The 20,803-nt window shown below is 58.3% G+C and carries 18 protein-coding genes; 6 read left to right on the top strand and 12 right to left on the bottom strand.

Annotated elements, in window-relative coordinates; genetic code table 11:
- Positions 1-10: 10 nt before the first annotated feature.
- The 3 genes from ACR2TX_RS17365 (at position 11) to ACR2TX_RS17355 (ending at position 3,862) form a co-directional block, all read left to right on the top strand.
- Complete coding sequence (locus tag ACR2TX_RS17365) at positions 11-826, top strand: carbohydrate ABC transporter permease (RefSeq protein ID WP_166642413.1); 816 nt, start codon at positions 11-13, stop codon at positions 824-826.
- Between the two features lie 15 nt (positions 827-841).
- Positions 842-1,990, top strand: a complete 1,149-nt coding sequence (locus tag ACR2TX_RS17360; RefSeq protein ID WP_434130332.1) for an ABC transporter ATP-binding protein — start codon at positions 842-844, stop codon at positions 1,988-1,990.
- Between the two features lie 84 nt (positions 1,991-2,074).
- The gene (locus ACR2TX_RS17355) at positions 2,075-3,862 is read left to right on the top strand and encodes a glycoside hydrolase family 15 protein (protein ID WP_434130330.1); all 1,788 of its coding nucleotides are present in this window, start codon (positions 2,075-2,077) and stop codon (positions 3,860-3,862) included.
- A gap of 43 nt (positions 3,863-3,905) precedes the next feature.
- Here the strand turns inward: ACR2TX_RS17355 and ACR2TX_RS17350 are convergent, their stop codons facing one another.
- From ACR2TX_RS17350 to ACR2TX_RS17340, 3 genes are all read right to left on the bottom strand, one after another.
- Positions 3,906-4,304, bottom strand: coding sequence for a hypothetical protein (locus ACR2TX_RS17350; RefSeq protein WP_077729593.1), 399 nt, complete (start codon positions 4,302-4,304; stop codon positions 3,906-3,908).
- 49 nt (positions 4,305-4,353) lie between these two features.
- On the bottom strand, positions 4,354-5,457 hold the full coding sequence (locus ACR2TX_RS17345) for a cytochrome c/ABC transporter substrate-binding protein (RefSeq protein WP_077729594.1): 1,104 nt from the start codon (positions 5,455-5,457) through the stop codon (positions 4,354-4,356).
- Positions 5,458-5,808: 351 nt separating this feature from the next.
- Complete coding sequence (locus ACR2TX_RS17340) at positions 5,809-6,189, bottom strand: response regulator (RefSeq protein WP_168183716.1); 381 nt, start codon at positions 6,187-6,189, stop codon at positions 5,809-5,811.
- Positions 6,190-6,389: 200 nt separating this feature from the next.
- On the opposite strand from ACR2TX_RS17340, the gene ACR2TX_RS17335 reads away from it, so the two are divergent.
- From ACR2TX_RS17335 to ACR2TX_RS17325, 3 genes are all read left to right on the top strand, one after another.
- The gene (locus ACR2TX_RS17335) at positions 6,390-7,046 is read left to right on the top strand and encodes a response regulator transcription factor (protein WP_347257654.1); all 657 of its coding nucleotides are present in this window, start codon (positions 6,390-6,392) and stop codon (positions 7,044-7,046) included.
- Between the two features lie 662 nt (positions 7,047-7,708).
- Positions 7,709-12,028 (top strand): RHS repeat-associated core domain-containing protein, encoded by a 4,320-nt coding sequence (locus ACR2TX_RS17330; RefSeq protein ID WP_434130328.1) that lies wholly within the window; start codon positions 7,709-7,711, stop codon positions 12,026-12,028.
- Positions 12,025-12,339 (top strand): hypothetical protein, encoded by a 315-nt coding sequence (locus tag ACR2TX_RS17325; protein WP_434130326.1) that lies wholly within the window; start codon positions 12,025-12,027, stop codon positions 12,337-12,339. The genes ACR2TX_RS17330 and ACR2TX_RS17325 overlap by 4 nt, the downstream gene beginning before the upstream one ends.
- A 355-nt stretch (positions 12,340-12,694) precedes the next feature.
- Here ACR2TX_RS17325 and ACR2TX_RS17320 read toward each other — a convergent pair whose 3' ends face one another.
- From ACR2TX_RS17320 to ACR2TX_RS17280, 9 genes are all read right to left on the bottom strand, one after another.
- Entirely contained in the window at positions 12,695-13,912 is a 1,218-nt protein-coding gene (locus tag ACR2TX_RS17320) for a PAS domain-containing sensor histidine kinase (RefSeq protein ID WP_434130324.1), read from the bottom strand.
- Between the two features lie 257 nt (positions 13,913-14,169).
- Positions 14,170-14,703, bottom strand: coding sequence for an SRPBCC family protein (locus ACR2TX_RS17315; protein ID WP_133715940.1), 534 nt, complete (start codon positions 14,701-14,703; stop codon positions 14,170-14,172).
- A 102-nt stretch (positions 14,704-14,805) separates the two neighbouring features.
- Positions 14,806-15,756 carry a vWA domain-containing protein gene (locus ACR2TX_RS17310; RefSeq protein ID WP_086133157.1) on the bottom strand — a complete coding sequence of 317 codons (951 nt, stop codon included), beginning with the start codon at positions 15,754-15,756 and terminating at the stop codon, positions 14,806-14,808.
- A complete protein-coding gene (locus tag ACR2TX_RS17305; protein WP_077729599.1) occupies positions 15,753-16,319 on the bottom strand; it encodes a hypothetical protein in 567 nt (188 codons plus the stop codon). The genes ACR2TX_RS17310 and ACR2TX_RS17305 overlap by 4 nt, the downstream gene beginning before the upstream one ends.
- Positions 16,304-17,296, bottom strand: coding sequence for a VWA domain-containing protein (locus ACR2TX_RS17300; RefSeq protein ID WP_133715939.1), 993 nt, complete (start codon positions 17,294-17,296; stop codon positions 16,304-16,306). Before ACR2TX_RS17300 ends, ACR2TX_RS17305 begins: the two co-directional genes overlap by 16 nt.
- Positions 17,293-18,276, bottom strand: coding sequence for a nonribosomal peptide synthetase MxaA (locus ACR2TX_RS17295; RefSeq protein WP_434130322.1), 984 nt, complete (start codon positions 18,274-18,276; stop codon positions 17,293-17,295). Before ACR2TX_RS17295 ends, ACR2TX_RS17300 begins: the two co-directional genes overlap by 4 nt.
- A complete protein-coding gene (locus ACR2TX_RS17290; protein ID WP_077729602.1) occupies positions 18,273-19,130 on the bottom strand; it encodes a DUF58 domain-containing protein in 858 nt (285 codons plus the stop codon). The genes ACR2TX_RS17295 and ACR2TX_RS17290 overlap by 4 nt, the downstream gene beginning before the upstream one ends.
- Before the next feature lie 221 nt (positions 19,131-19,351).
- Entirely contained in the window at positions 19,352-20,371 is a 1,020-nt protein-coding gene (locus ACR2TX_RS17285) for an AAA family ATPase (protein WP_077729604.1), read from the bottom strand.
- Between the two features lie 135 nt (positions 20,372-20,506).
- A complete protein-coding gene (locus ACR2TX_RS17280) occupies positions 20,507-20,782 on the bottom strand; it encodes a methanol dehydrogenase [cytochrome c] subunit (protein WP_077729605.1) in 276 nt (91 codons plus the stop codon).
- Between the last annotated feature and the right edge of the window lie 21 nt (positions 20,783-20,803).

Raw genomic sequence — 20,803 nt, 5'->3', positions numbered from 1 at the left:
ATTCGCAGGTATGGACGGATTCCTCGGCGCCTTGGGAAGTCTCCTCGTTGTTACTTACGCCTTGTTGCCCGTGATTTGGATCATATCGCTGTCGCTCAAGCCTGGGCGCGAACTCGGCAATGCGCGTTTTTTCCCGGACACGCTCAGTCTCGAGCACTACCGAACGGTCTTTAACGACCCGCAATTTCCGGCGGCGCTCTTGAACTCCGTGGGCATCGCTTCGATCGCCACCGGGTTGTCCATAATAATCGCCATCTTTGCGGCGTACGCCATCGTTCGGCTCGACTTTCGCGGCAAACACTGGATTTTTTACGGCACGCTCGCAGTAGCCATGTTTCCGCCGATATCCGTGGTCGGTCCCTTGTTCGAACTCTGGCGCACGCTGCGTCTTTTCGACACCTGGCCGGGCTTGATCCTTCCCTATCTGAGCTTCACCTTGCCGCTCGCCATTTGGACCTTGACCGCTTTTTTTCGCGAAATCCCGTGGGACCTGGAGCGAGCCGCACGGGTCGACGGCGCCACCCCGTCGCAAGCCTTTCGGCTCGTCATCTTGCCGCTGGTGGCGCCGGGAATCGTCGCTTCGGCCATCTTGGTCTTCATTTTCGCGTGGAACGATTTTTTGTTCGCCGCGTCCCTCACGTCCACGGATCGGGCCCGCACCGTGCCGGTCGCCATCGCGTTTTTTACGGGAAGTTCCCAATTCGAGCTGCCTACCGGTTCCATCGCCGCCGCTTCCGTAGTGGTCACGATACCGATCATCGCACTGGTCCTGATGTTCCAGCGCCGCATCATTGCCGGACTTACGGCCGGTGCCGTCAAAGGATGACCGGGAGTAGCAAAAATGGCCGAAATCGTCTTCGATCACGTGAGCAAACGCTTTGCCGGTGGGGCCTGGGCGATCAGAAAGGCAAATTTCACCGTCAAGGACGGCGAGTTTTTCATTCTCGTGGGACCGTCAGGCTGCGGCAAGTCGACCCTGCTGAACATGATCGTCGGTCTGGAAGACATCACCGAGGGCGAAATCCGGGTCGACGGCAACAGGATCAATGAACTCGACCCCAAGGACCGCAACATGGCGATGGTATTCCAAAGCTATGCGCTCTACCCCCATATGACGGTCAGGGAGAACATCTCGTTTCCGCTCAAATTGGCCAAACTGGCGCGGGACGAAATCAAGCGGCGGGTGGACGAGGTCGCGGCCATCCTCCAACTGGACCCGCTGCTCGACCGCAAACCTTCGGACCTGTCCGGAGGACAGCGCCAGCGGGTAGCCATGGGACGAGCGATCGTGCGAAGACCCCAGGTGTTCTTGTTGGACGAGCCCCTATCGAATCTCGATGCTCGGCTGCGCGTTCAAATGCGCACCGAGATCGCGGCCCTCCAGGAAAGGCTGGGCATCACGACCGTTTACGTCACTCACGACCAAACCGAAGCCATGGTGCTGGGCGATCGTGTGGCGATATTGCGAAGCGGAGAAGTCCAGCAGATCGGAACGCCGAAGGAACTGTACGAGACGCCCCGTAACGAATTCGTGGCGGGCTTCATCGGATCGCCGTCGATGAACTTCCTGAATGCCGAGATCGGCGATACCGGCGTGCTGCTGCCTATGGGGCCTTGCCCCCTGCCGCCTTCCTTTCCGTTAGAGCGCCTGAGCAACCGCTACGTCGTCGCCGGCATCCGTCCGGAACATTTTTGTTTGCCGGGAACGTCGCGTAGAGCCGGCCCCGTTTTTCCGGCTGAAATCATTTCGGTCGAATGGCTGGGCGCGGATCTTTATCTTCATGTTCAGCCGGCCCCGTCACTCCGGCCATCCAGGGACAAATCGGCGGTTGTCGAGCCGGGAACTCATCCAGCTGGACTGGTTCTGATTGTCCGAGTGCCTCCCGACCTCCGGCTGAAACGCGGCGATAGGATCGAGCTGACTTACGACGCCACGAAGATTCAACTGTTCGACGCCGATACCGGCGAAAATTTTTTGCGGAACCATTGAAACGACAGTCTGTCGAAGCGCCTTCGGTGATGTGGCGCCCGCGACGGGCATGTTTGAAACGATCAAAACGTATAGGGAACCGCTATGAGCAACCTCGAACTCGGCATTATCGGCAACTGCATGTACAGCGCACTGATCGACCGCAAGGGGCGTATCGTCTGGTGCTGCTTGCCCCGTTTCGACGGCGATCCGATTTTTTGCAGCCTGATCAACGGCGATGAGGACGAGGTGCAGGAAGGATTCTTCGACATCGTGATCGACGATTTCTCCCATAGCGAACAGCACTACGAGCACAACACCGCTATCCTGGTAACCACGCTTTACGATCAGCACGGCGCTGCGGTGCAAATTACCGACTTTGCCCCGCGTTTCCGACGGTACGGCCATATGCATCGTTCGCAACGGCTGATCAGAAGGCTTCAGCCGATCAACGGCACGCCGCGGATTTCCGTCAGAGTGCGGCCGACCTACGACTACGGCGTCAAACCCATGCAAACCATCCAGGGGTCCAACTATATCCAGTTCGTCGCTCCCGGTATGTGTTTCCGCATGAGCACCGACATGCCGGTTTCCTACATATTGGACGAGACGCCCTTTCTGCTGGAGGAACCTTCGGCGATCACCTTCGGTCCCGACGAACCGCTGCGTTATACGGTGGCCGAAGCAACCCGCGAAAGCTACGAGCAAACCCTGCTGTATTGGCGCGAATGGACCCGATCGCTGTCCATTCCTTTCGAATGGCAGAAGGCCGTGATCCGCGCCGCCATCACCCTCAAGCTGTGCTGTTTCGAGGAAACCGGTGCCGTCATTGCCGCCATGACCACATCCATCCCCGAAGCGGCCGGCACGGAACGCAATTGGGATTATCGCTATTGCTGGCTGCGCGACGCCTATTTCGTCGTGAGCGCCCTAAACCGGCTTGGCGCGACCGGAACCATGGAGGAATATCTGGACTATATCTCGAATATCGCGGCCGAGGCCGACGATAGCCTGCTTCAGCCGGTCTACGGCATCGCCCTGGAGAAAAAATTGATCGAATGCCGGATCAGCTCTCTCAGGGGCTATCGGAATCACAGGCCGGTACGGGTCGGGAATCAGGCCTATGAGCACATCCAGAACGACATCTACGGCAGCGTGATCATGGCCGCCACCCAGGCCTTCTTCGACCGCCGCCTCGCGCATCCTGGAGATCAGCGTCTTTTCGAACGCCTGGAAAATCTCGGCCGCCAATGCACCAGGCTGTATAACGTACCGGATGCGAGTCTCTGGGAGTTCCGCGGGTTCGCCCGCATCCATACCTTTTCGGCAGTGATGTGCTGGGCCGGCTGCGATCGTTTGGCCCGCATCGCCGATCACATGGAGCTGCACGACCGCGCTCAATATTGGCGCTCCCAGGCCGAGCGGATTCGGACCGAAATCATGGAGCATGCCTACGATCCCGGACGCAATACCTTCGTCGGAAGCTTCGGCGGCTCCGAACTCGATGCGAGCCTTTTGCTTCTCCACGACCTTCAGTTCCTCGCTGCGAATGATCCCCGCTTCATCGGTACCGTCGAGGCGGTGGAAAAGGAATTGCGGCGCGGCAATCACATGATGCGGTATGTGGAACCGGACGACTTCGGCGCACCGCAAAACGCCTTCAATATCTGCACCTTTTGGATGATCGGCGCTTTGGCGGCCATCGGCAGAAAGGAAGACGCCCGCGCCATATTCGAGGAAATGCTCAACTGCCGGAACCATCTTGGGCTCTTGTCCGAAGACACCGATCCGCAAACCGGCGAAATGTGGGGCAATTTCCCGCAGACCTATTCCATGGTCGGGATCATTCACTCGGCCATGGTTCTGTCCAAGTCATGGGAGGAAGCGTTTTAACAAGGCTTCTCAATGAAAGCGTTCTCCCGGAACTCGTGCATGATCAGTTGTCGTCTTCGACCCACGTCGCCTGTGTTGGCGATGCCGGGTCAAGAGAAACGACGTATGCTCCGGCCACCCCGAGCCACCGACGGTCCCCAAATGAAATTGGCGGGAGCAAACCGGTATCGTAGCCGTTCAGGTTTTTCAGTGCGGACATGAAGCTATCTCTTCCCAAGCGCCGGCCGGCACGCCGCAGCCCTTCTTCGAATAAGCGGGCCATAACATAGGTGACGACCTCCGAATGCTCAGGCGACTGCGTACCGGCGAGGACCGCAAGTTCGGCGATCTTCTCGGGCGCACGGTCGCGGGGAAGCGTCGGATAACCGATCAGCAGACGTTGACGAAAATCCGGTGGTGCCTGAAGCACCGACGTCCCGGCCAGGGCACCGGGCAGTAACACCCATGGTCTCCAGGTCGTTTTCAGTGCACTCCGGTAAAACTCCCCGAGTTCATCGTCCGTACCGAAAAAAAATGACGGCCCGCACGCGACGCTGGCGAAGGGCGTTGACAGTCTCCTCGGCGTGCCCGCGGGTTCCGACATATTCGATAGGTTCCAGAGTTCCGAGGTTTTTGCTTCGAATGCGTTTAAGAATGCGCTGAGTCAGCATACTCGATGCTGCTCCCGGACCGTGAACGATCGCAAGAACGAAGCCGCGCTTGGCGAGAACTCGAGCCGTGTAATCTGCCAATAGTAGACTCTGCTCGCTTATCCCGGACAGCAGATAAAACGTAAACGGATTGACTGCGCGCTCGGGATCCGGAAACTCCGGAGAAGGCTCGATTACCGGGATGCGCAACGCTTTTGCTATATCGGCAAGATCGGCTTGTGCTCGAGGGGAAGCGAATCCGAAAATGGCGAACACATCCTTCTCCTCGATCGATGTTCTTAACCCGGAGCCAGATTTTTCGCCGTCAAGAAACACCGGCTCTACGGTTCGGCCGAAATAGCCGCCCTCGTTATTTCGCGCTCGGAAATAGGCGGTAATGACCCGCCGTATTCTCTCGCCCTTTTGATCGGCCGGAATCAACACTCCTACACGGATGATGCTGTCGCTCAGCCCAGAATCGTGGTCGCCCTCGATGCGCTTGATATAAGCGATCAAATCCGCGAGATCCCGAGCCGACATTCGGTACCGCGGCATTCCCTTATCAAGCTTGTTGCGCGCCGGGTCGAGGCCTTGCGTAATAGCCCGTGCAAGTGTTTCGTCGGTGAACGGCGGATGTGTTCTCCCGTAGGAATGGGCGTGGCCGTAAGGTTTGGCGAGATTGGTCCAGGTGATGTTGGACGGTGTCAGGCCACCTTCGGCCCGCCCGAGTCCGTCTTTGCCATGGCAGCTGGCACAAGGAAGCGCGCGTCCGTTCAGTTCCGCATCGTCGTCGCCCATCAGCGCTGTAACAGGCGTTCCGGACAGACTTTCGCCTCGGAGATAAATGTGCGTTCCGCGCGTTTCCGCCGGCGTCAGTTGCTGCGCGCCGGCAGCCGATTCGAAAAGGAACAGGGATATAGTTGCCAGGTACGCCCTGATGCTGATTCGGAGCCTATCCCTTTGCATGCTGCTCACAAGGCTTAATCACGACGCCAGCCAAATCGCGTCCTCTTATATCTTTATTGCGATAGTCGGTCCGCTAATGTATCGGGCTTCACCTCAACCCGCGCTAGCGAACCTGACCTCGCGAGCATGTCGATCTGGCCATGACTTTTTTCACGCCTTGAAAGCCATAGAGACGAGTCCACAGCCGTCGGCGCCCGTCGCCGATCAAGAGTAAACGCCGCTTATCGATCCATCTCATCGATAAGGTCCGCATTTTCGAGCCTATCCCATTGATGCTCTCCTTTGAGGGGGCAATGGAATAGCTGCCGGCTGCCGGGCAGCCGTTAGTAGAGCTGTGAGAAAACAATAAGACTAGAGTTGTGGCGGAAGACCCGACAAAAACGACTGGGTCAACGAGAAGACTTCAGCGCCGCTTGCCGCATCCTTGGCCAGGAAATAATCGGCGCCGCATGCCGAAGCGGCTTCACGATACTCGACCGCGTCGTAGCTGGTCAGAATGACGATGGCGGGAGAATAAATTGTCTTTATCTTGCGGGTCAGTACGAGACCGTTTTCGCCGGGCAGCTTGAGATCCATGAAAATCAGGTCGGGCCTGACTCCGTCGATTATTCTCATCGCTGCTGCACCGTTCTCGGCTTCGACAATGCCGAGGTGAGCGAACTGATCGCTGAGAAACGCTTTAAGAAAGCGCCGAAAAGACGCGTTGTCATCGACGATTAATATTTTGCACACGACCGCGAGTTCCTTGAAAAATGCGGAAAGCACATATCCCTTTGCGCGTCGAAAAGAAATCCTGTTCAAGCATCCAACGCGCTGCTTATCCGATCATTTGACCGTACACGCTCGCTTTGTTTCCGGCACTAAGGAGTTTTGCTTATTTGGTTCGGCTTCTTCGCCGTAGAAGATGAGCGAAAACAAAGTAGCGTTTTGCCATGGAAGAAAAAAAACGAATCTGCATAGCCGAAGACCATACGATTTTGCGGGAAGGATTACGGATGCTCTTGTCGCAAGATCGGGATCTGGAAGTCGTCTGCGAAGTCCATAACGGCATCGAACTCATCCGGCGATGTCGCGAAGTCATAGCGGATCTCATCTTGCTGGATCTGTCCATGCCCAAGCTAGGGGGCTTGGAGGCCATCCAAGAAATCAAAAAACGAGCGCCGCAATCGAAGATCCTGGTACTGACAGTGCACGATGTCGAAGAATACATCCTCGCGGCCCTGAGATCCGGCGCAGACGGTTATGTTCTAAAGGATGCCACTCATGCGGAACTACGCATCGCCATCCGCAGTGTATTGATCGGGAAGACCTATTTAAGTCCGAGCGTCTCAGGGAAAATCATAAAGGGGTATCTGCAAGTCAAGAGCGCGGAAGAGCCTCGGTCAGCATGGGACAGCTTGACCCATCGGGAGCGAGAGCTTTTGAAACTGATCGGCGAGGGCCATAAAAACAAAGAGATCGCGCAATATCTCCACCTCAGCGTGAAGACCGTGGAAACTCACCGCGCGAACTTAATGAAAAAGCTGGATCTTCATAGCGCGGCGGCACTGACTGCATATGCTATCGAGAAGGGGTTAGTTCTGAGATAGGTGTAGCGGATCGCAATCGGAAACGATCAGGACTGCATTCATCACAAATTCAGAACCGGATTATTCGCAACTATCCGAAGCGCCGGGACCGAGTTTGCGGCCGCTGAGCCTGCCATCATCGCCGCAGGACTGAAATCATCCGGTCCAGGACCGCGTTAGTTGCCACTGTGTCGGTAGGGTTTAGACCAGGGACTGGCGGTGTTCCAAATGGTCCGGACCAACCTTAATGAGACGGGAAAACTGTCTCAGTCTGGCCGTCTCGGTTGGGTATACCTTAACCAGACGATCCCCCCTTGATGGCCAGCTTACACGCTGGAGTGGCTAAGGACGGAATCGAACCGCCGACACGGGGAATTTTAGGAACTCTCTGAAGAATAGCGCTATGCGTCAATGTCTTGCAGGCCCCCGCGCTCTGGCATGAATGGTTACAAAGCCTGGAAATCAAGATCCACTAAACTTATTGGTTACGGAATGGGTATGGCATTGTGTCCGGCACAGTTGATGTGACCCGTGGCACTAATTTGGGAAGGATTGTTTAGCCATTTGGGTAATTTGTCACAGACGGACGCCCGGTGACTCACTTTCAATTCCGCAATTAAAGAAGGCCCGACTCGATCGGACCCAGAACGGATCGGCACAACAACAAGAAGGCGAGGTGGGGGATGGCTTTCACTAGCAAAGCGAGTTCAGCGCTCATAACGCTTTTAGGGGCGATCCTCACTCCGGGACGCCTAGCGGTTTTCCTTATCCTCCCGCTGCTGCCCAATCTGGCCGTGGCCGACACCTATTCCCCGAAGATTACCTGGTGGATTAGTGCTACCGGGGTGTACGTCGAAGGGGATTCCGCTTTTGAAACGGGAACCCTTTACTGTCAACAAACTTTTAACGGCACCCTGCAAAGTGTCGATTTTGATTACGGTGCCCTGGGATGGGTGGTCGGCAATACCTTTCAGGTAACGTGCGCCCGACCGGCCCCTTACTACACGTGGAGTCAGGGTGGGTTTACTCGGGGTGAGTGTTTATACGGCGGCAGCCGGTATGAGCCTTATTCGGCGCCGGCCCAGTGCATCAACGCGCCGTCGTGTCCGGTCGGACAGCAGCGAAATGCGCAAGGACTTTGTACTGTGGATGGTGTTCCAACCGCCAAAAATGTGGGTTGCCCCGACACATGCACATCCGGAAAACCTGAGGAGAACCCCATCAGTGTCGGCAACCCAATCCATACCGGCATCGGCAATAAATACCAGATTGAAGTCGACTATCGCGGCGACGGGGTGTTCCCGCTCGTACTCAAACGCACCTATAACAGCCAAACCCCGGTTGCCAACTACAGTGCTCAGAGCACCTTGGGCAAGGTATGGCAGCACACCTACGATCGAAGGATTGAATATCCGTATCCCAGTACCTCGTGGGCCAAGGTCATTCGGGAGGATGGTCGATTCTACACCTTTCGTTTCCTGAACGGCCAAGCCACTTATGACGCTGACGTCAACTTCAAATTGGCGTGGCTGGGCTCATCTGGCGCGGTGATCACGACCGAGGACGGTTCGCAAGAGACGTACGATTACAACGGTCGGCTAGTCTCGATCAAGAACCGGGCGGGGGCCACCCAGACGCTGACCTACAGCGGCGGTCGGTTGTACCAAGTAATCGATCCCACGGGGCGTACCCTTACCTTCGGCTATGACGGCATAAACCGTCTGATTACCGTCACTGATCCGGCCGGCGGGGTTTATGGTTACACCTACGATAACACCACGAACAACAATGTCGTTAAAGTCACCTACCCGGACGGAAAGTTTAAGACCTATGTCTATAACGAACCGGCCTATACCTCTGGGGCGAACCTGCCAAATGCCCTGACCGGGATCGTGGACGAGAATGGCACCCGCTTCGCCACTTTCAAATACGACAGCGCCAATCGGGCGCTTTCGACCGAGCATGCCGGCGGCACCGATTGGTTCGCCGTGGCGTACAACAGCGACGGCACCCGGACAGTCACCGATCCCCTCGGCACCAGCCGAACCTATGGCTTCCAAACGACACTTGGAGTCAGGAAGAATACCGGGATCACCGAACCCTGCATTTCCGGCTGCACCACCAAAACCCTCAGCCAGACCTTTGATGCCAACGGCAATCTCGCTTCCCGCACCGACTTTCGAGGCGTTCAGACCACCTATCAATACGATCTGACCCGGAATCTCGAAACGAGCCGCACCGAAGCGGTGGGGAGCCCAGAAGCTCGAACCATCACCACCCGATGGCATGCCAGCTTCCGGCTGCCGACCCAGATCACCGAACCGGGGCGGACCACGACCTTCACCTACGATGCCGCCGGCAACCGCCTGACCAAAACGATCACCGCGGGCGGACAGAGCCGGACCTGGAGCTATACCTACAACAGCTTTGGCCAAGTCACCAGCGTCGATGGCCCTCGGACCGACGTCAGCGACGTCGCCACGCTGACCTACGACACCAGCGGCAATCTGACCTCCATCACCAACGCCCTGGGGCACGTCACCACCTACGGCAATTACGACGCCCACGGCCGCGTCGGGCGGATCACCGATCCGAACGGCGTCATCACCGATCTGACCTACGACGTCCGCGGAAGGCTCATCAGTCGCACCGTGGACGGCAAGACCACCACCTTCGAGTACGACGGGGTCGGCCAGTTGACGAAAGTGACCCCGCCCGACGGGGCTTACCTCCAATACACCTATGATGCCGCCCACCGGCTGACCGACATTACCGATGCCTTGGGCAATCGCATCCACACCACCTACGATTTGGCCGGCCATAAGACGAAGGAAGAGGTGTTCGATCCCGCCAATACCCTGGTCCGGACACACCAGTGGGTCTATGACACCCTCTCGAGGCTTTCTCAGTCGATCGGCGCCGCTGGCCAGACCACCGCGTTAGGCTACGACGCCAATGGCAATCGGACCTCCATCACCGATCCTCTGAACCGGGTGACGACCTACGCCTACGATGCCCTGAACCGGCTGGTGTCCGAAACCGACCCCCTCTCGGGCAGCACCGGCTACAGCTACGATGCGCTGGACCATCTCCTCGCGGTGACCGACCCCGCCAATCTCACCACCAGCTACAGCTACAACGGCTTCGGCGATCTGCTCCAGGAGACGAGCCCCAATACCGGCACGACCCACTATACCTACGACAGCGCCGGCAATCGGCTGACGCGAACCGATGCCAACGGCACCCTGGCGACTTCGAGCTACGATGCCCTCAACCGGCTCACCGGCATTGATTATCCCGGCACGGCGTCGGATGTGACCTACTCCTATGATCAGGGCGCCTACGGCCTCGGCCGGCTGACCCAACTCGGCGATAGTCAGACCTCGACCGACTTCGCCTACAGTCCGACCGGGGCGGTGCTCAGCCAGACTCTAAAAGAGACCGCGAGCGGGCTGACGCAAGGGACGATCGCCTACCAGTACGATGCCGCCGACCTTCTGACCCGGATCACCTACAACGCCCTGCACCAGGTCGACTATGCTAGGGCCGTGAACGGGCAAGTCCAAACGATCACCCAAACCACCGGCGGTGGCCCGGTCGAGACCCTTGCGAGTGACATCCAGTACCAGCCCTTCGGCCCCCTCCAAAGCCTCACCTACGGCAACGGTCTCGTCTGGACCCGGAGCTTCGATCTCGATGGGCGACTCACCGGGCAAACCACCGGAACGCTCCAGAGTCTCGCCTATGCCTATGACCCTGTTGGGAATCTCACTGGGTTGACCGATGCGCTCAACAGCGCCCACAGCCAGAGCTTCGGCTACGACGCCCTCGACCGGTTGGTCTCGGCCGCCGGACCCTACGGCACTCTCACCTACACCTATGACCCCACCGGCAACCGGCAGAGCGAGATCCACGACGCCAATACTACCCATTACCAGTATGGCCTGACCGACCAGCGGCTCCAGGCGCAAACCGGCGCGGTGACTAAAACCTACGCCTACGATGCGGCGGGCCACACCCTCCAGGCGGGGACCACCGAGTTCGTCTATGGGGCGAACGGCCGGCTGAGCCAGGCGAAGCAAGGCAGCACGGTCCTTGCCGACTACGGCTACGATGCCCTCGGGCGGCGGGTCACGAAGACCGTCACTGGCCAAACCCGCTACTTCAGCTTCGATTTAGACGGGAAGCTGCTGGCAGACGAGAATGCTTATGTCTACCTGGACGACCGGCCCTTGGTCCAACTCGATAGCCTTGGCAACCCGAGCTATCTCCACCCGAACCATCTGGGCGCGCCGCTCAAAGCCACCAATGAGACGGGAACCGTGGTGTGGGCGGCGGACTCCGAACCGTTCGGGAAAACGAGCCTCGTCAATCCGAGTGTCAGCGTCAACTTGCGCCTGCCGGGGCAGTATTACGATGCCGAGACTGGACTCCACTACAACTATTTCCGGGATTACGATCCGAGCCTCGGGCGGTATCTCGAGAGCGATCCGATTGGTTTGAAGGGCGGTATCAATACTTATGCCTATGTTGGGAATAATCCCATCAACTGGGTAGATCCTTTGGGGTTAGAAAGTGCCAAGTACAATGTTCCGACACCGCCGTTTGTATTTCCGCCGGGAAGCCCGGAGTACAACGCTACAGCTAAGGCGCTTGATGGTCTTAGCGATGCTATGCATAGCGATGCTATGCACGATGCGGTGGACAGTATTTACAACGCAAAGCCACCTAAGAACGCTTATAACCCGAATGGACCGAAAGCGCCAGGTAAGCCACGCCCGGAGAATGGCTTTGAAGATCCGAAAGATGGTGAAAACTGGGTTCCTAACCCTTATCCTGGGAAAGGAGGTAGCAGCCATGGTTGGCAAGACAGCAAAGGCCGCGTTTGGTGTCCAACCGGACAGGGTGGGCGAGCTCACGGCGGACGGCATTGGGATGTGCAGTTGCCTGGCGGCAGAAACATCAATGTTCGTCCAGAAGATAATATAAACGACTTGTTATGACACAGCAGCGCATTGTTATTAGAGAGCCAGGTCCATTTTATTCGCCGCAAGACGAGGATTATTTCTTTGAGTGGCTGCAAAGTATTCCTGCGGTTAAGGGAGTAAAGGGAGTGAAAGGTGGCTGTCTGGAAGTAACGATTGATGGGCCGGTCAATGAAGGGTGTTTAGCGGACTTGATGGCCGTGCTATCCCGATATTCCGTGGACTTGAAGCCATTGAAGGCGCTCTGTGCACCGAACAATGAGAAGTGGTTTCGTGATCCAATCAAATATTGGTATCCAGCAGTTTTTGGTGACGAGTCGCAAACTTAAGCCCGCATAGGATGCGCAGAGGTACGAAGCGCATCGATCGAGAGCTTATGGTCATGGCGCCAACAGCGATCCAAAAATGAAACCGCCGGTGATCAGTTGCAAATAAAGTGGTCCTGGACCGGATGATTGCAGTCCTGCGCCGATGATAGCAGGCTCAGTTGCGACGAACTCAGGCCCGATCGCACAAATAGTTGCGTTTAATGTGGTCCTAAAATCGCGCTGATTGCAGCCCTCTACAGATAGGGACTGCATCCGGGAGCGTTTCCGGCTTGTGGTTGCGCCCTCGGCAGCGAGCGCTACGCGTCCGGGCGATTTCGCCCCCAAGCGTCGCCGACCGGAAACGGAGAAGAAGATTCTACCCGGTCCACACCGCGCGAATGGTCGTTCCGATGCCTGGAGCGGATTCGATGTAAAAGGACCCGCCCGAACTTTCGCTCCGCTGACGCATGCTTGCGAGCCCCAGGCCGCGTTGTCGTATTTCTCTTTCCAGCGCCTCGCTCACCTCGAATCCGCAACCGTTGTCGGTGACGGTCAGTTCGATCGCGGAGTCGGTTTTTATCAAACGAAGGACGACGCGATCGGCTTTGGCATGTTTAGCGACATTGTTCAGAGCTTCCTGGACTATTCGGTAGATCGAGATTTTCAATCCTCCGGACAGGTCGTTTTCTCGTATATCCACTTGTTTTTCGATTGCGACGTCGGCGTAGATGTCCTGAAATGTACGGCAATGCCAGCTCAGCGTTGCGAGAAGACCCAAGTCGTCGAGAATCGCCGGTCTTAAATCCATCGAGATGCGCCTCACCTCGGAAATGGCCTCTTTGATCACGGGAAGAATAGCCCGCAGGGATCTCTGGCCGGATGCGATCTGGTTGTTTTCAAGCAGAACGTTGACGTTGTCCAAGCTGAATTTAATGGCGCTCAAATACTGTCCGACCGTGTCGTGAAGTTCCGAAGCGATTCGCTTGCGCTCTTGCTCCTGAGCGCTGAGAAGCTTTGCGGACAATAGGCGGAGTTCGCGTTTCGACTGCCAGACGATTTCCTTCAGCCGTTTCTTCGGAGTTAGGTCGACGACATTCCCAAAGACGGCGCTCGATCCGTTATACGAAATCAAGACTTCGCTCCGCTTGATCCAGATGATCTCGCCATCTTTCCTGACGGCTCTGGCTTTGGGCACCGATGGCGTAGCGGCCAGTCTTCGCTGATGTATGACCACGCCTTGTTGAGATGACCGATGATCGGAATGAAACAATTTCGCCGGTGACATGCCGATCAGCTGATCCTTGGGATATCCGAGAATTTTGGCCAGCTTGTCGTTGGCATAGACGATCTCTCCATACTGGGTGACGTAGATGCCGATGAGCAAACAGTCGTCGAAGACATGCCTGATCGCCAGGTGCTCCGATTTCTCGGCTTTCTTGTGGGAATCAGCGATATTTCGACTAAGTTTTCCGGCGTCGGAGGGCTGCCGATAGGCGTGGGGAAAGGGTTCGCTGGCGTGCGGTACCAAAACGCCTCGATGCGCGGCCTCGACCATTCGTCGGAGCCATTCGACGGGTTTCTTCTTTTCGGCCATCCTTGCCCTCCGCTCGTTCGCTGTAATCCATAAAGTGGCCAACCATCGGAGAATCGTGCACTCCGCCTTTGCCGTGCCTCCATAACCTTGGACGGCATCCCTTCTCCTCCAAGTGGCGGTAACGAAATATAAACGAAAGGAGATCCTGTTTGCAAAGCGTAGCCGGCGGGCCTCGGAAGGCCTTGCGACAGCCTCGGATCGGTAGCTCCGTAGGTCGACAATCCCTTGCCGACAAACGTACCTGACGTTCTTGAAAATCAGTGATCGGATTCGGCGATGCGCTTGAGATTTTCCAGGCCGGCTTTAAATAAAGCCTGCATCGACTGAACGGCCGCCTCGTCGTTCAGTTCGTCGGGCGGGAAATTGCCGGTGTCTCCGCGATACAAACGGCTTTTCCATTCCGCCTTGGTCCCCTGCCCCGCCGGCGTCAGCTTCAATACAGCGGAATAGGAACTCGCCGGCAGCGCCTTGACGTTGGCTTCCATCAGCCGGTAGTCGTACTCGTAGGTTTTTTCGTCGTAAAAGTCGAGTTCCTCCACCAGTTGTTCGCCGTTCGGAAAAGTCAGGGTACGCTTTTCGCCAGGCTTGTTGCCGCCTTGGGCTTCGCTTTTCGAGATGGCCGGATTCCATTGCGCGACGGCGCCGAACTCCTTGACCGTCTCCCAGACTTTTTCGATGGGGCGGTCGATTTCGACGGTTTCGACCACTTTCTGGGGTGTCGGACCATGGGCCGAAACTCCGGCGGAAAAAGCCAAACCGAGCGTCAACAAGGCAGGAACGATCATTTTCATGGAATACACAACTCCTCGGGTTAATGAAAAAGAATGGTGGGAGCGCGCCTTTCGACATAGCTCAAGACAGGTTTCACCCCGCGATATAAACCGTGCTATCCATCAGCGGAGCCTAAACGGCAGAATGCCGTAAAGCACGACCAGCGCGGCCAGAGCCAGGCCGGCAGGCAGCCAGCGAATATCCGCGGCAACCGCTTCGAGGCGCGCGAACTCCGGGCTCTTAAGCGCCAAGCTCAATTCCTCGGGTTTCTCCAGCCGCCGGTAAACGAGTCCGGTCTCGTCGGCTAGTTGGCGAAGATAGTCTTCCTTGAGCGAGGACAGATGCTCGGTCCCGATCACCCGCTCGCTGCCGAACGGCGCGTTCCGCTCGTGATAGCCCTCGATCTCGGAAGGCGGCTTGGGCGGCAGCCCGAACGAGGATCGGTGAGGGACGTCGTCCTCCGAATAGAAACCGACGGCTTCGCCGCGTTCGTCGAATTTCGGAATGGGCGCCGGGCTCAGCCCCCCGGCTCCAACGATCAATCCCCTGAGCTTGCCCTTGAAAGCGCCGAACTCCCGCTTGTAGCGAGGATTGAGAGGCGGGGCTTCCTGGCCGTCGGTAACGAAAACCAGGTTCGAACCGTAATTCTGAAATTGATTCAAGGCATCGTAGAGTCCATCGGCGATGCGGCTGTCGGCACCCCAGGCCATGCGCCAATCGATGTGCTCAATGGCGGTATCGACCGCTTCGAACCCGCGGCAGACTTCGATGGGCTCGAACAGCAGGAAGGATCTTCGCTCGGTGAAGAGCCCCAGCCCCAACCGAGAACCGCAGGGCAATTCCCGCAGGGCCGAGCGCAAGGCGGACTTGACTGTTTCCAAGCGGCTCGTCGACCGGCTTTCTACCCGATAATCGGCGACGTTCATGCTCCGGGTAATGTCGACGACGACGATGTGATCGAATACCGGCCGCGACAGCTTCAGGGTGGGATGGAAAAGCGTAACCCCGACGCTGAGCAAGGCCAGAGCCAGACAGACGAAGCGCGGGTCGCGTGCGCGGGTGGACAACTTCAAGGCAGGCCCCGCGGAAAACCCGGCACCGTGGTCCACAGCGCCCCCTCTTCTTCATCGTTTTCCTCTTCTCCGTCCTCGCGGCGAATCCTGTCCATTTCCGGCAGAAGCCGCATGGCGACTTCCAGGTTGTATTTGCTGTCCCAGTGGTTCGGGTCCAGGCGCAACGCCTTCTTGTAGGCATCCTTGGCCAATTCCACCAGCGGCAGCGCCCGGTTGATCTCGTTTTGTTCCACGTGTGTCAAGGCGCGTCGCAGGTGCAGGTTCCCGAGATCGAACAGGGCCGTAACGCGAAATCGGGTATTGCCCTGGTCGACCAGATAGCCGTAGGCATCCAGGGCCTCTTCATGACGATCCTTGCCGGCGAGATAAACCGCCCGAGCCAGCCTCACTTCCGGCGCCGCACGGACTCGATCGTCCGGGGAAATATCGGTGCCGCTCAGCAAGCTTCGAACCTGCTCCCCGGCAAGCTCGATCCGCCGGAGCTCCTGCCATTCCAATATTCCGGCGATGGTCGAAACGGCTAGCGCCAGCAGCGCGATTTTCAGCTCTAGGCTTTTTCCCATGATTCAGCTTCCGAGAGTTTCACGCCGATCAACAGCAGCAACGCGAAACCTGCCGCGCCGTAGCAGAGCGGCGTCAGATCGAGGCGCGGAATGCGTGCCTGATAATGGATCGGCAGGCTTTCGATCCGGTCGATATCGGCTATGGCCTGACGCAGGGCAGCCGGATTTTCCGCCTCGTATGCCTTGTACGGGATGCCGAGGCTTTCGAAAAACAAATGCAGATAACGCTCGGGCCGGACGCTCGCGTTATCGTCGCGCGGATCCTCCGGTATTTCGAAGATGCCGGGACTTCCGAGAGTCCGGAGAAAAATCCAGTACAGGCGGATTTGATGCTCCTTGAACAGCTTGCGCAGTTTCTGCTCGCTGTCCGGATCGACAACCGCCGCGCCGTCGGACACCAGCAGCACGATGCGAGACCCGGTGAGCGCCTGGCCGGCGAAGTACGACAGCGCCAGCAGCAAGCCTTTACCGATGTGCGTTTGCGCCAGGGCCGGCAAACGCAAGGCGCGCACCGCGGCCAGCACCGCCTCGCGGTCGTCGGTCAGGGGCAGTACGAATAAGGGGCCTGTGCTGTAGGCCGCGACGCCGGTCCGGTCGTTCTTTCGTTCGCTGACGAATTCGCTGAGCAAGCGCTCTGCCGCGGCTGATTTCGCCTCTTCGGCGCCCGACGTCGCACGCCCCGCGAAACTGTGGTCCATGCTCTGGCTGCGGTCGAGAAGCAACACGATATGGGCGCCGTTACCGACTCGATCGACCGCATATTCCTCCCGATGCAGCCCGGCGAGTCCGAGCACCAGACCGGTGATGGCGACGACGCCCATCAGCTTGATCAGCCAGGTCCAGACGCGCGATTGCGCATCGGCGGGCAGCAACGCATTCCACGGCGCATCGAAGCCAGTCACCGGCAAACGGACCAGCGGCAGCAGAGCGAGGCCGAGGAACGGCAGAACCCAGGCATGATCGACCGCCAGATTCATCGAAGATTCCGCTCTACGTCGTAACAGTCCCGGCAAAGGCGGAAGAGCCTGGGCATCGGAAATTCCGTCTGCGCCCCCCCTCTCTGGGGTTCGCCCCTTCGGGGCCCGCTTTGCGGTCCAAGTTCGTTCCCGACGAACTTGTCCTTGGGCCGTTCGGTGAAAAAGAAATCGTAGGAGCTCGCGAAAAAGGCGGCAATTTCCTCGCGCAAAGGCTCGAATGCCGGATGATCGGCAAAGAATGCCTCCAGATGATCCGAAAATAGCGGCTGCCCGTTTACGCCGTTGAACGCCCGGTGGATGGCGGTATAGGCGGAGGAATAGTCCGGCGTCCCGGATGCTCGGCTCAAGGTCCGGACGGAGCGGCAGGCCGCTCTGAAATGGCGGCCTCTCTGCTGCCAGGGAAGATAGCCGTAAAGATAAACCAGGTACAATCCAGCCCCCGCGCCGGCGGCGGCGGCCGAAGCCAGTCCTCGGAGCGGACCGGTTCGGCTCGGAAGCGCGGGAGGCGCATCAGGCTGCATCGGCTCCAGCCCTTCCTCCCGAAGAATCGAAAGCTCGCGAATCGGCGCCGTGGTGAAACGCCAGGCCGGCACTTCCAGTTCGAAGACATCCTCACCGTGGGTAAAGGCCAGCTTGAAGGCGGGAATCGCCAGATTCTTGACCTCCAATGGCGCGTAAAAACTTTGATAGGCGAGTTCTATCGAATAGCGGCGCAGACCGTCGTGCTCCGACTCCCGTACGTTCGCCTCCCGCAGTTCCAGCCAGCGATTGATTCGGCTCGGAGGAAGCGAATTTCGGTCGAGCAAGGCTTCCCGATCGACCGCGACATTCAGCGTCTGCCGGATAACATCACCGATGGCATAGCCGAATGGACGCGGCGTCGAGACCTGAAAATCCCTGACCGGGCCGGGAGTCTCGCCGCCGGGCGAAACAGCAGCGCCTAAAAAAAGCAGCAGAAAAGCGAGGTACGTCCTTTTCATAAGGCGCGCTGAAAATACCGGGTAAGATAGTCGGCCTTGAATCCTTCTTCGAGAAACAGCGGCTCCCGCCCGTGACTGAGGAACAGATGAACCAGACGCTCCCGCCGATCCCGGTAGGATTCTTCCAGCCGCGCACGAAGCTTCGGGCGCAACAGGAGCAAGCGCTCCGAACCGTCTTCCAGGTCGCGCATACGGCGAAATCCGAGCGTAGCCTCGCCCCCCATCTCGCTCGCGTCCCAAAATACCAAGGGCACTACATCGTGCGGCCCCAGAGACACCAGAATCCGTTTGACCAAGGTCAAGGGCATGTGGAAGTCGGAGACGAGAAAAACCAATGAACGCGAATTGGGCACGCATCGCGCCGCTTCCACCAGGCCACGGGCGTTTGTCCCCTTGGGTCGAAACCGGCGCAGACGCCTCACCAGGTTCAAAGCCATGGCGGGGTGACGGCACAGCGGCAGGGAAAATTCGGCGTGGATCTTTTCCGAGCAACCGATGATTCCCAAGGAGTCGCCGGTGCGGTACGCGGACAAGGCCAAAGACGCCAGGAAATCGGCCAGCGTGTCCATTTTGGAACCGGTGCCGCGAAACTCCATCGACGCCGACAAATCCACGATGGCGAACACCTTGATGGCACTGCGTTGCTCGTAGATCCGGACGGCATAGCCGCCGAAGGGATCGAGCACGCTGGCCCGGAGATCGATCCGGCGCGGATCCGGGTGTTTCAGCAAGGGCGCGAGCCCATGAAAGCGCTCGCCGCTGCCGGAGCGCCGGCTCGGATGAAAGCCGGGGCGCACGGCATCGGAACGCCAGGAAACCCGGTAATGGAATTCCTCGGTATGCCTAGCCTGCATTTCTCACACCCCTTCGTAGCGAGGACGTCGAGGCGTCGGTGCGGCGCGCCGCACGGACTGAGTGGCGGCGTCGTGGTAGGTCGGGAATCCTTTCCCGACACACGCTCGTCGGCAAAGGATTGCCGACCTACGACGTCGAGCCGGCGCGAAAGAGTACGGTGCGCCACGGCGAGCGAATCGGCGTCCGCAGTAGAAGGGGTGTGAGAAATGCAGGCTAGCAATCACGGTGCGGCAATCGAATGGAGGATTTTATCCACCAATCCCGGCACCAGTTCATCGCGCCGGTATTCGTAAGCGGGTTTCAGGAACACCCGATGAGCCATGGCCGGATAGAATACGCCCTGTATGTCCTCGGGAATGACCCGGTCGCGGCCTTTGAGCCAGGCATGGACGCGCGCGGCGCGAATCAGATAACTCATGCCGCGGGGACTCGCCCCGGCCTGGATGAGCTCGGACATGTCGGCGTCGGCCACGGAGATGCCGAACCGCTCCGGTTCGTGACTGGCGCGCCACAAGTCGCGGGTATAGGCACGCAGCGTCGGGCTGGCCTGAATGCCGCTCTGGATGGCCGCGGCGATCTCGTCGAGCTCGCGATAAGGCAGCACGGCCGGCGTCACCACCCCGAGCAGACGGTTGGCATCGTGGTACCGCGGATCAAAGGTCAGCTGATCCAGGATATCCGCGTCGCTCGGATAGTCCATTGCGATCTCTAACAGGAACCGATCGCGGGCGGCAGCCGGAAGCTCGAAGGTTTCCTCTTTCTCCACCCGGTTGCGGTCGGCGAACACCTGAAGATAGGGGAATCGGAACTCGCGGTTGAATGCGGTGACGCTGCGCTCGGCCATGATGCGCAGCAGCAACGAGTGAATCTGGGGACGCGCCCGGTTGATTTCGTTGAAGAAGAAGGTCGAAAGCCCCTCACCGTGCTTGAGCACGGGACCTGGATCGACTCGCGGCCGGCCGTTCTCGTCGAGGTAGGTGTAATAGATCAAATCGGCGGGCATCAAATCGATGGTCCCTTCGATCCGTTCGTACTCGCCCCCGATGGCGAGTGACACGGCTCTCAGCAAAGTGGTCTTGCCCACACCGACGTTGCCCTCCAGCAGCACGTGGCCGCGGGCGAACACGGCGATGGTCATCAGCCGGATTGCTCGCGGCTGGCCGATGATGGCTTTTTCGATTTCCGACTCGAAGCGAAAAGCTTTTTCTCGCCAGTCGGCCAATAGTTGTTCGGAATGCATGTTTGAATTATTGGAATAGCCAACCTATCGTAAGGCGGGTTAGCCGGTATTCCGGCGTAACCCGCCTTACGAGGCGAGGCGGCGGGTTACGCAAGTACGCTAACCCGCCCTACAACTCCCAAGCCGCCAGCCAACTCAATCTACCTTGTAGACGAACTTCCCGGTCTTGCTGAACTGTTCCCAGCGCTTCTGATTGCGGGCTTCCATGGCCTTGATGGCCTCTTGTTGCTTGTTCAGCTCCGCCGGGTCGTGCTTCGGATCATATTTGCTGCCCGCCACTTTTTCGGGATAACCGGGTTTCGGCTCCCAGCAATTGCCCGGTGCCTTGCACTTGGTGCCGTCGTAGGCACTCGCGTTGAAAGCGGCTATGGACAACAGCCCGGCGCTCAGGATTAAAGTTTTCAGTTTCATTGGTCGAGTCTCCTGTTCGGT

Source organism: Methylocaldum sp. GT1BB (assembly GCF_051027545.1).
In the GTDB taxonomy this organism is placed as follows: domain Bacteria; phylum Pseudomonadota; class Gammaproteobacteria; order Methylococcales; family Methylococcaceae; genus Methylocaldum.
Note: the sequence above shows the minus strand (reverse complement) of the source record. Positions and strands in the feature narration are given on the sequence as shown.

Excerpts from the sequence above, each read along its gene's own strand:
- ACR2TX_RS17325 (WP_434130326.1), top strand. The coding sequence starts at position 12,025 with ATGACACAGCAGCGCATTGTTATTAGAGAGCCAGGTCCATTTTATTCG.
- ACR2TX_RS17280 (WP_077729605.1), bottom strand. The coding sequence starts at position 20,782 with ATGAAACTGAAAACTTTAATCCTGAGCGCCGGGCTGTTGTCCATAGCC.
- ACR2TX_RS17290 (WP_077729602.1), bottom strand. The coding sequence starts at position 19,130 with ATGCAGGCTAGGCATACCGAGGAATTCCATTACCGGGTTTCCTGGCGT.
- ACR2TX_RS17365 (WP_166642413.1), top strand. The coding sequence starts at position 11 with ATGGACGGATTCCTCGGCGCCTTGGGAAGTCTCCTCGTTGTTACTTAC.
- ACR2TX_RS17360 (WP_434130332.1), top strand. The coding sequence starts at position 842 with ATGGCCGAAATCGTCTTCGATCACGTGAGCAAACGCTTTGCCGGTGGG.
- ACR2TX_RS17355 (WP_434130330.1), top strand. The coding sequence starts at position 2,075 with ATGAGCAACCTCGAACTCGGCATTATCGGCAACTGCATGTACAGCGCA.
- ACR2TX_RS17330 (WP_434130328.1), top strand. The coding sequence starts at position 7,709 with ATGGCTTTCACTAGCAAAGCGAGTTCAGCGCTCATAACGCTTTTAGGG.
- ACR2TX_RS17320 (WP_434130324.1), bottom strand. The coding sequence starts at position 13,912 with ATGGCCGAAAAGAAGAAACCCGTCGAATGGCTCCGACGAATGGTCGAG.
- ACR2TX_RS17305 (WP_077729599.1), bottom strand. The coding sequence starts at position 16,319 with ATGGGAAAAAGCCTAGAGCTGAAAATCGCGCTGCTGGCGCTAGCCGTT.
- ACR2TX_RS17295 (WP_434130322.1), bottom strand. The coding sequence starts at position 18,276 with ATGAAAAGGACGTACCTCGCTTTTCTGCTGCTTTTTTTAGGCGCTGCT.
- ACR2TX_RS17345 (WP_077729594.1), bottom strand. The coding sequence starts at position 5,457 with ATGCAAAGGGATAGGCTCCGAATCAGCATCAGGGCGTACCTGGCAACT.
- ACR2TX_RS17300 (WP_133715939.1), bottom strand. The coding sequence starts at position 17,296 with ATGAATCTGGCGGTCGATCATGCCTGGGTTCTGCCGTTCCTCGGCCTC.
- ACR2TX_RS17285 (WP_077729604.1), bottom strand. The coding sequence starts at position 20,371 with ATGCATTCCGAACAACTATTGGCCGACTGGCGAGAAAAAGCTTTTCGC.
- ACR2TX_RS17335 (WP_347257654.1), top strand. The coding sequence starts at position 6,390 with ATGGAAGAAAAAAAACGAATCTGCATAGCCGAAGACCATACGATTTTG.
- ACR2TX_RS17315 (WP_133715940.1), bottom strand. The coding sequence starts at position 14,703 with ATGAAAATGATCGTTCCTGCCTTGTTGACGCTCGGTTTGGCTTTTTCC.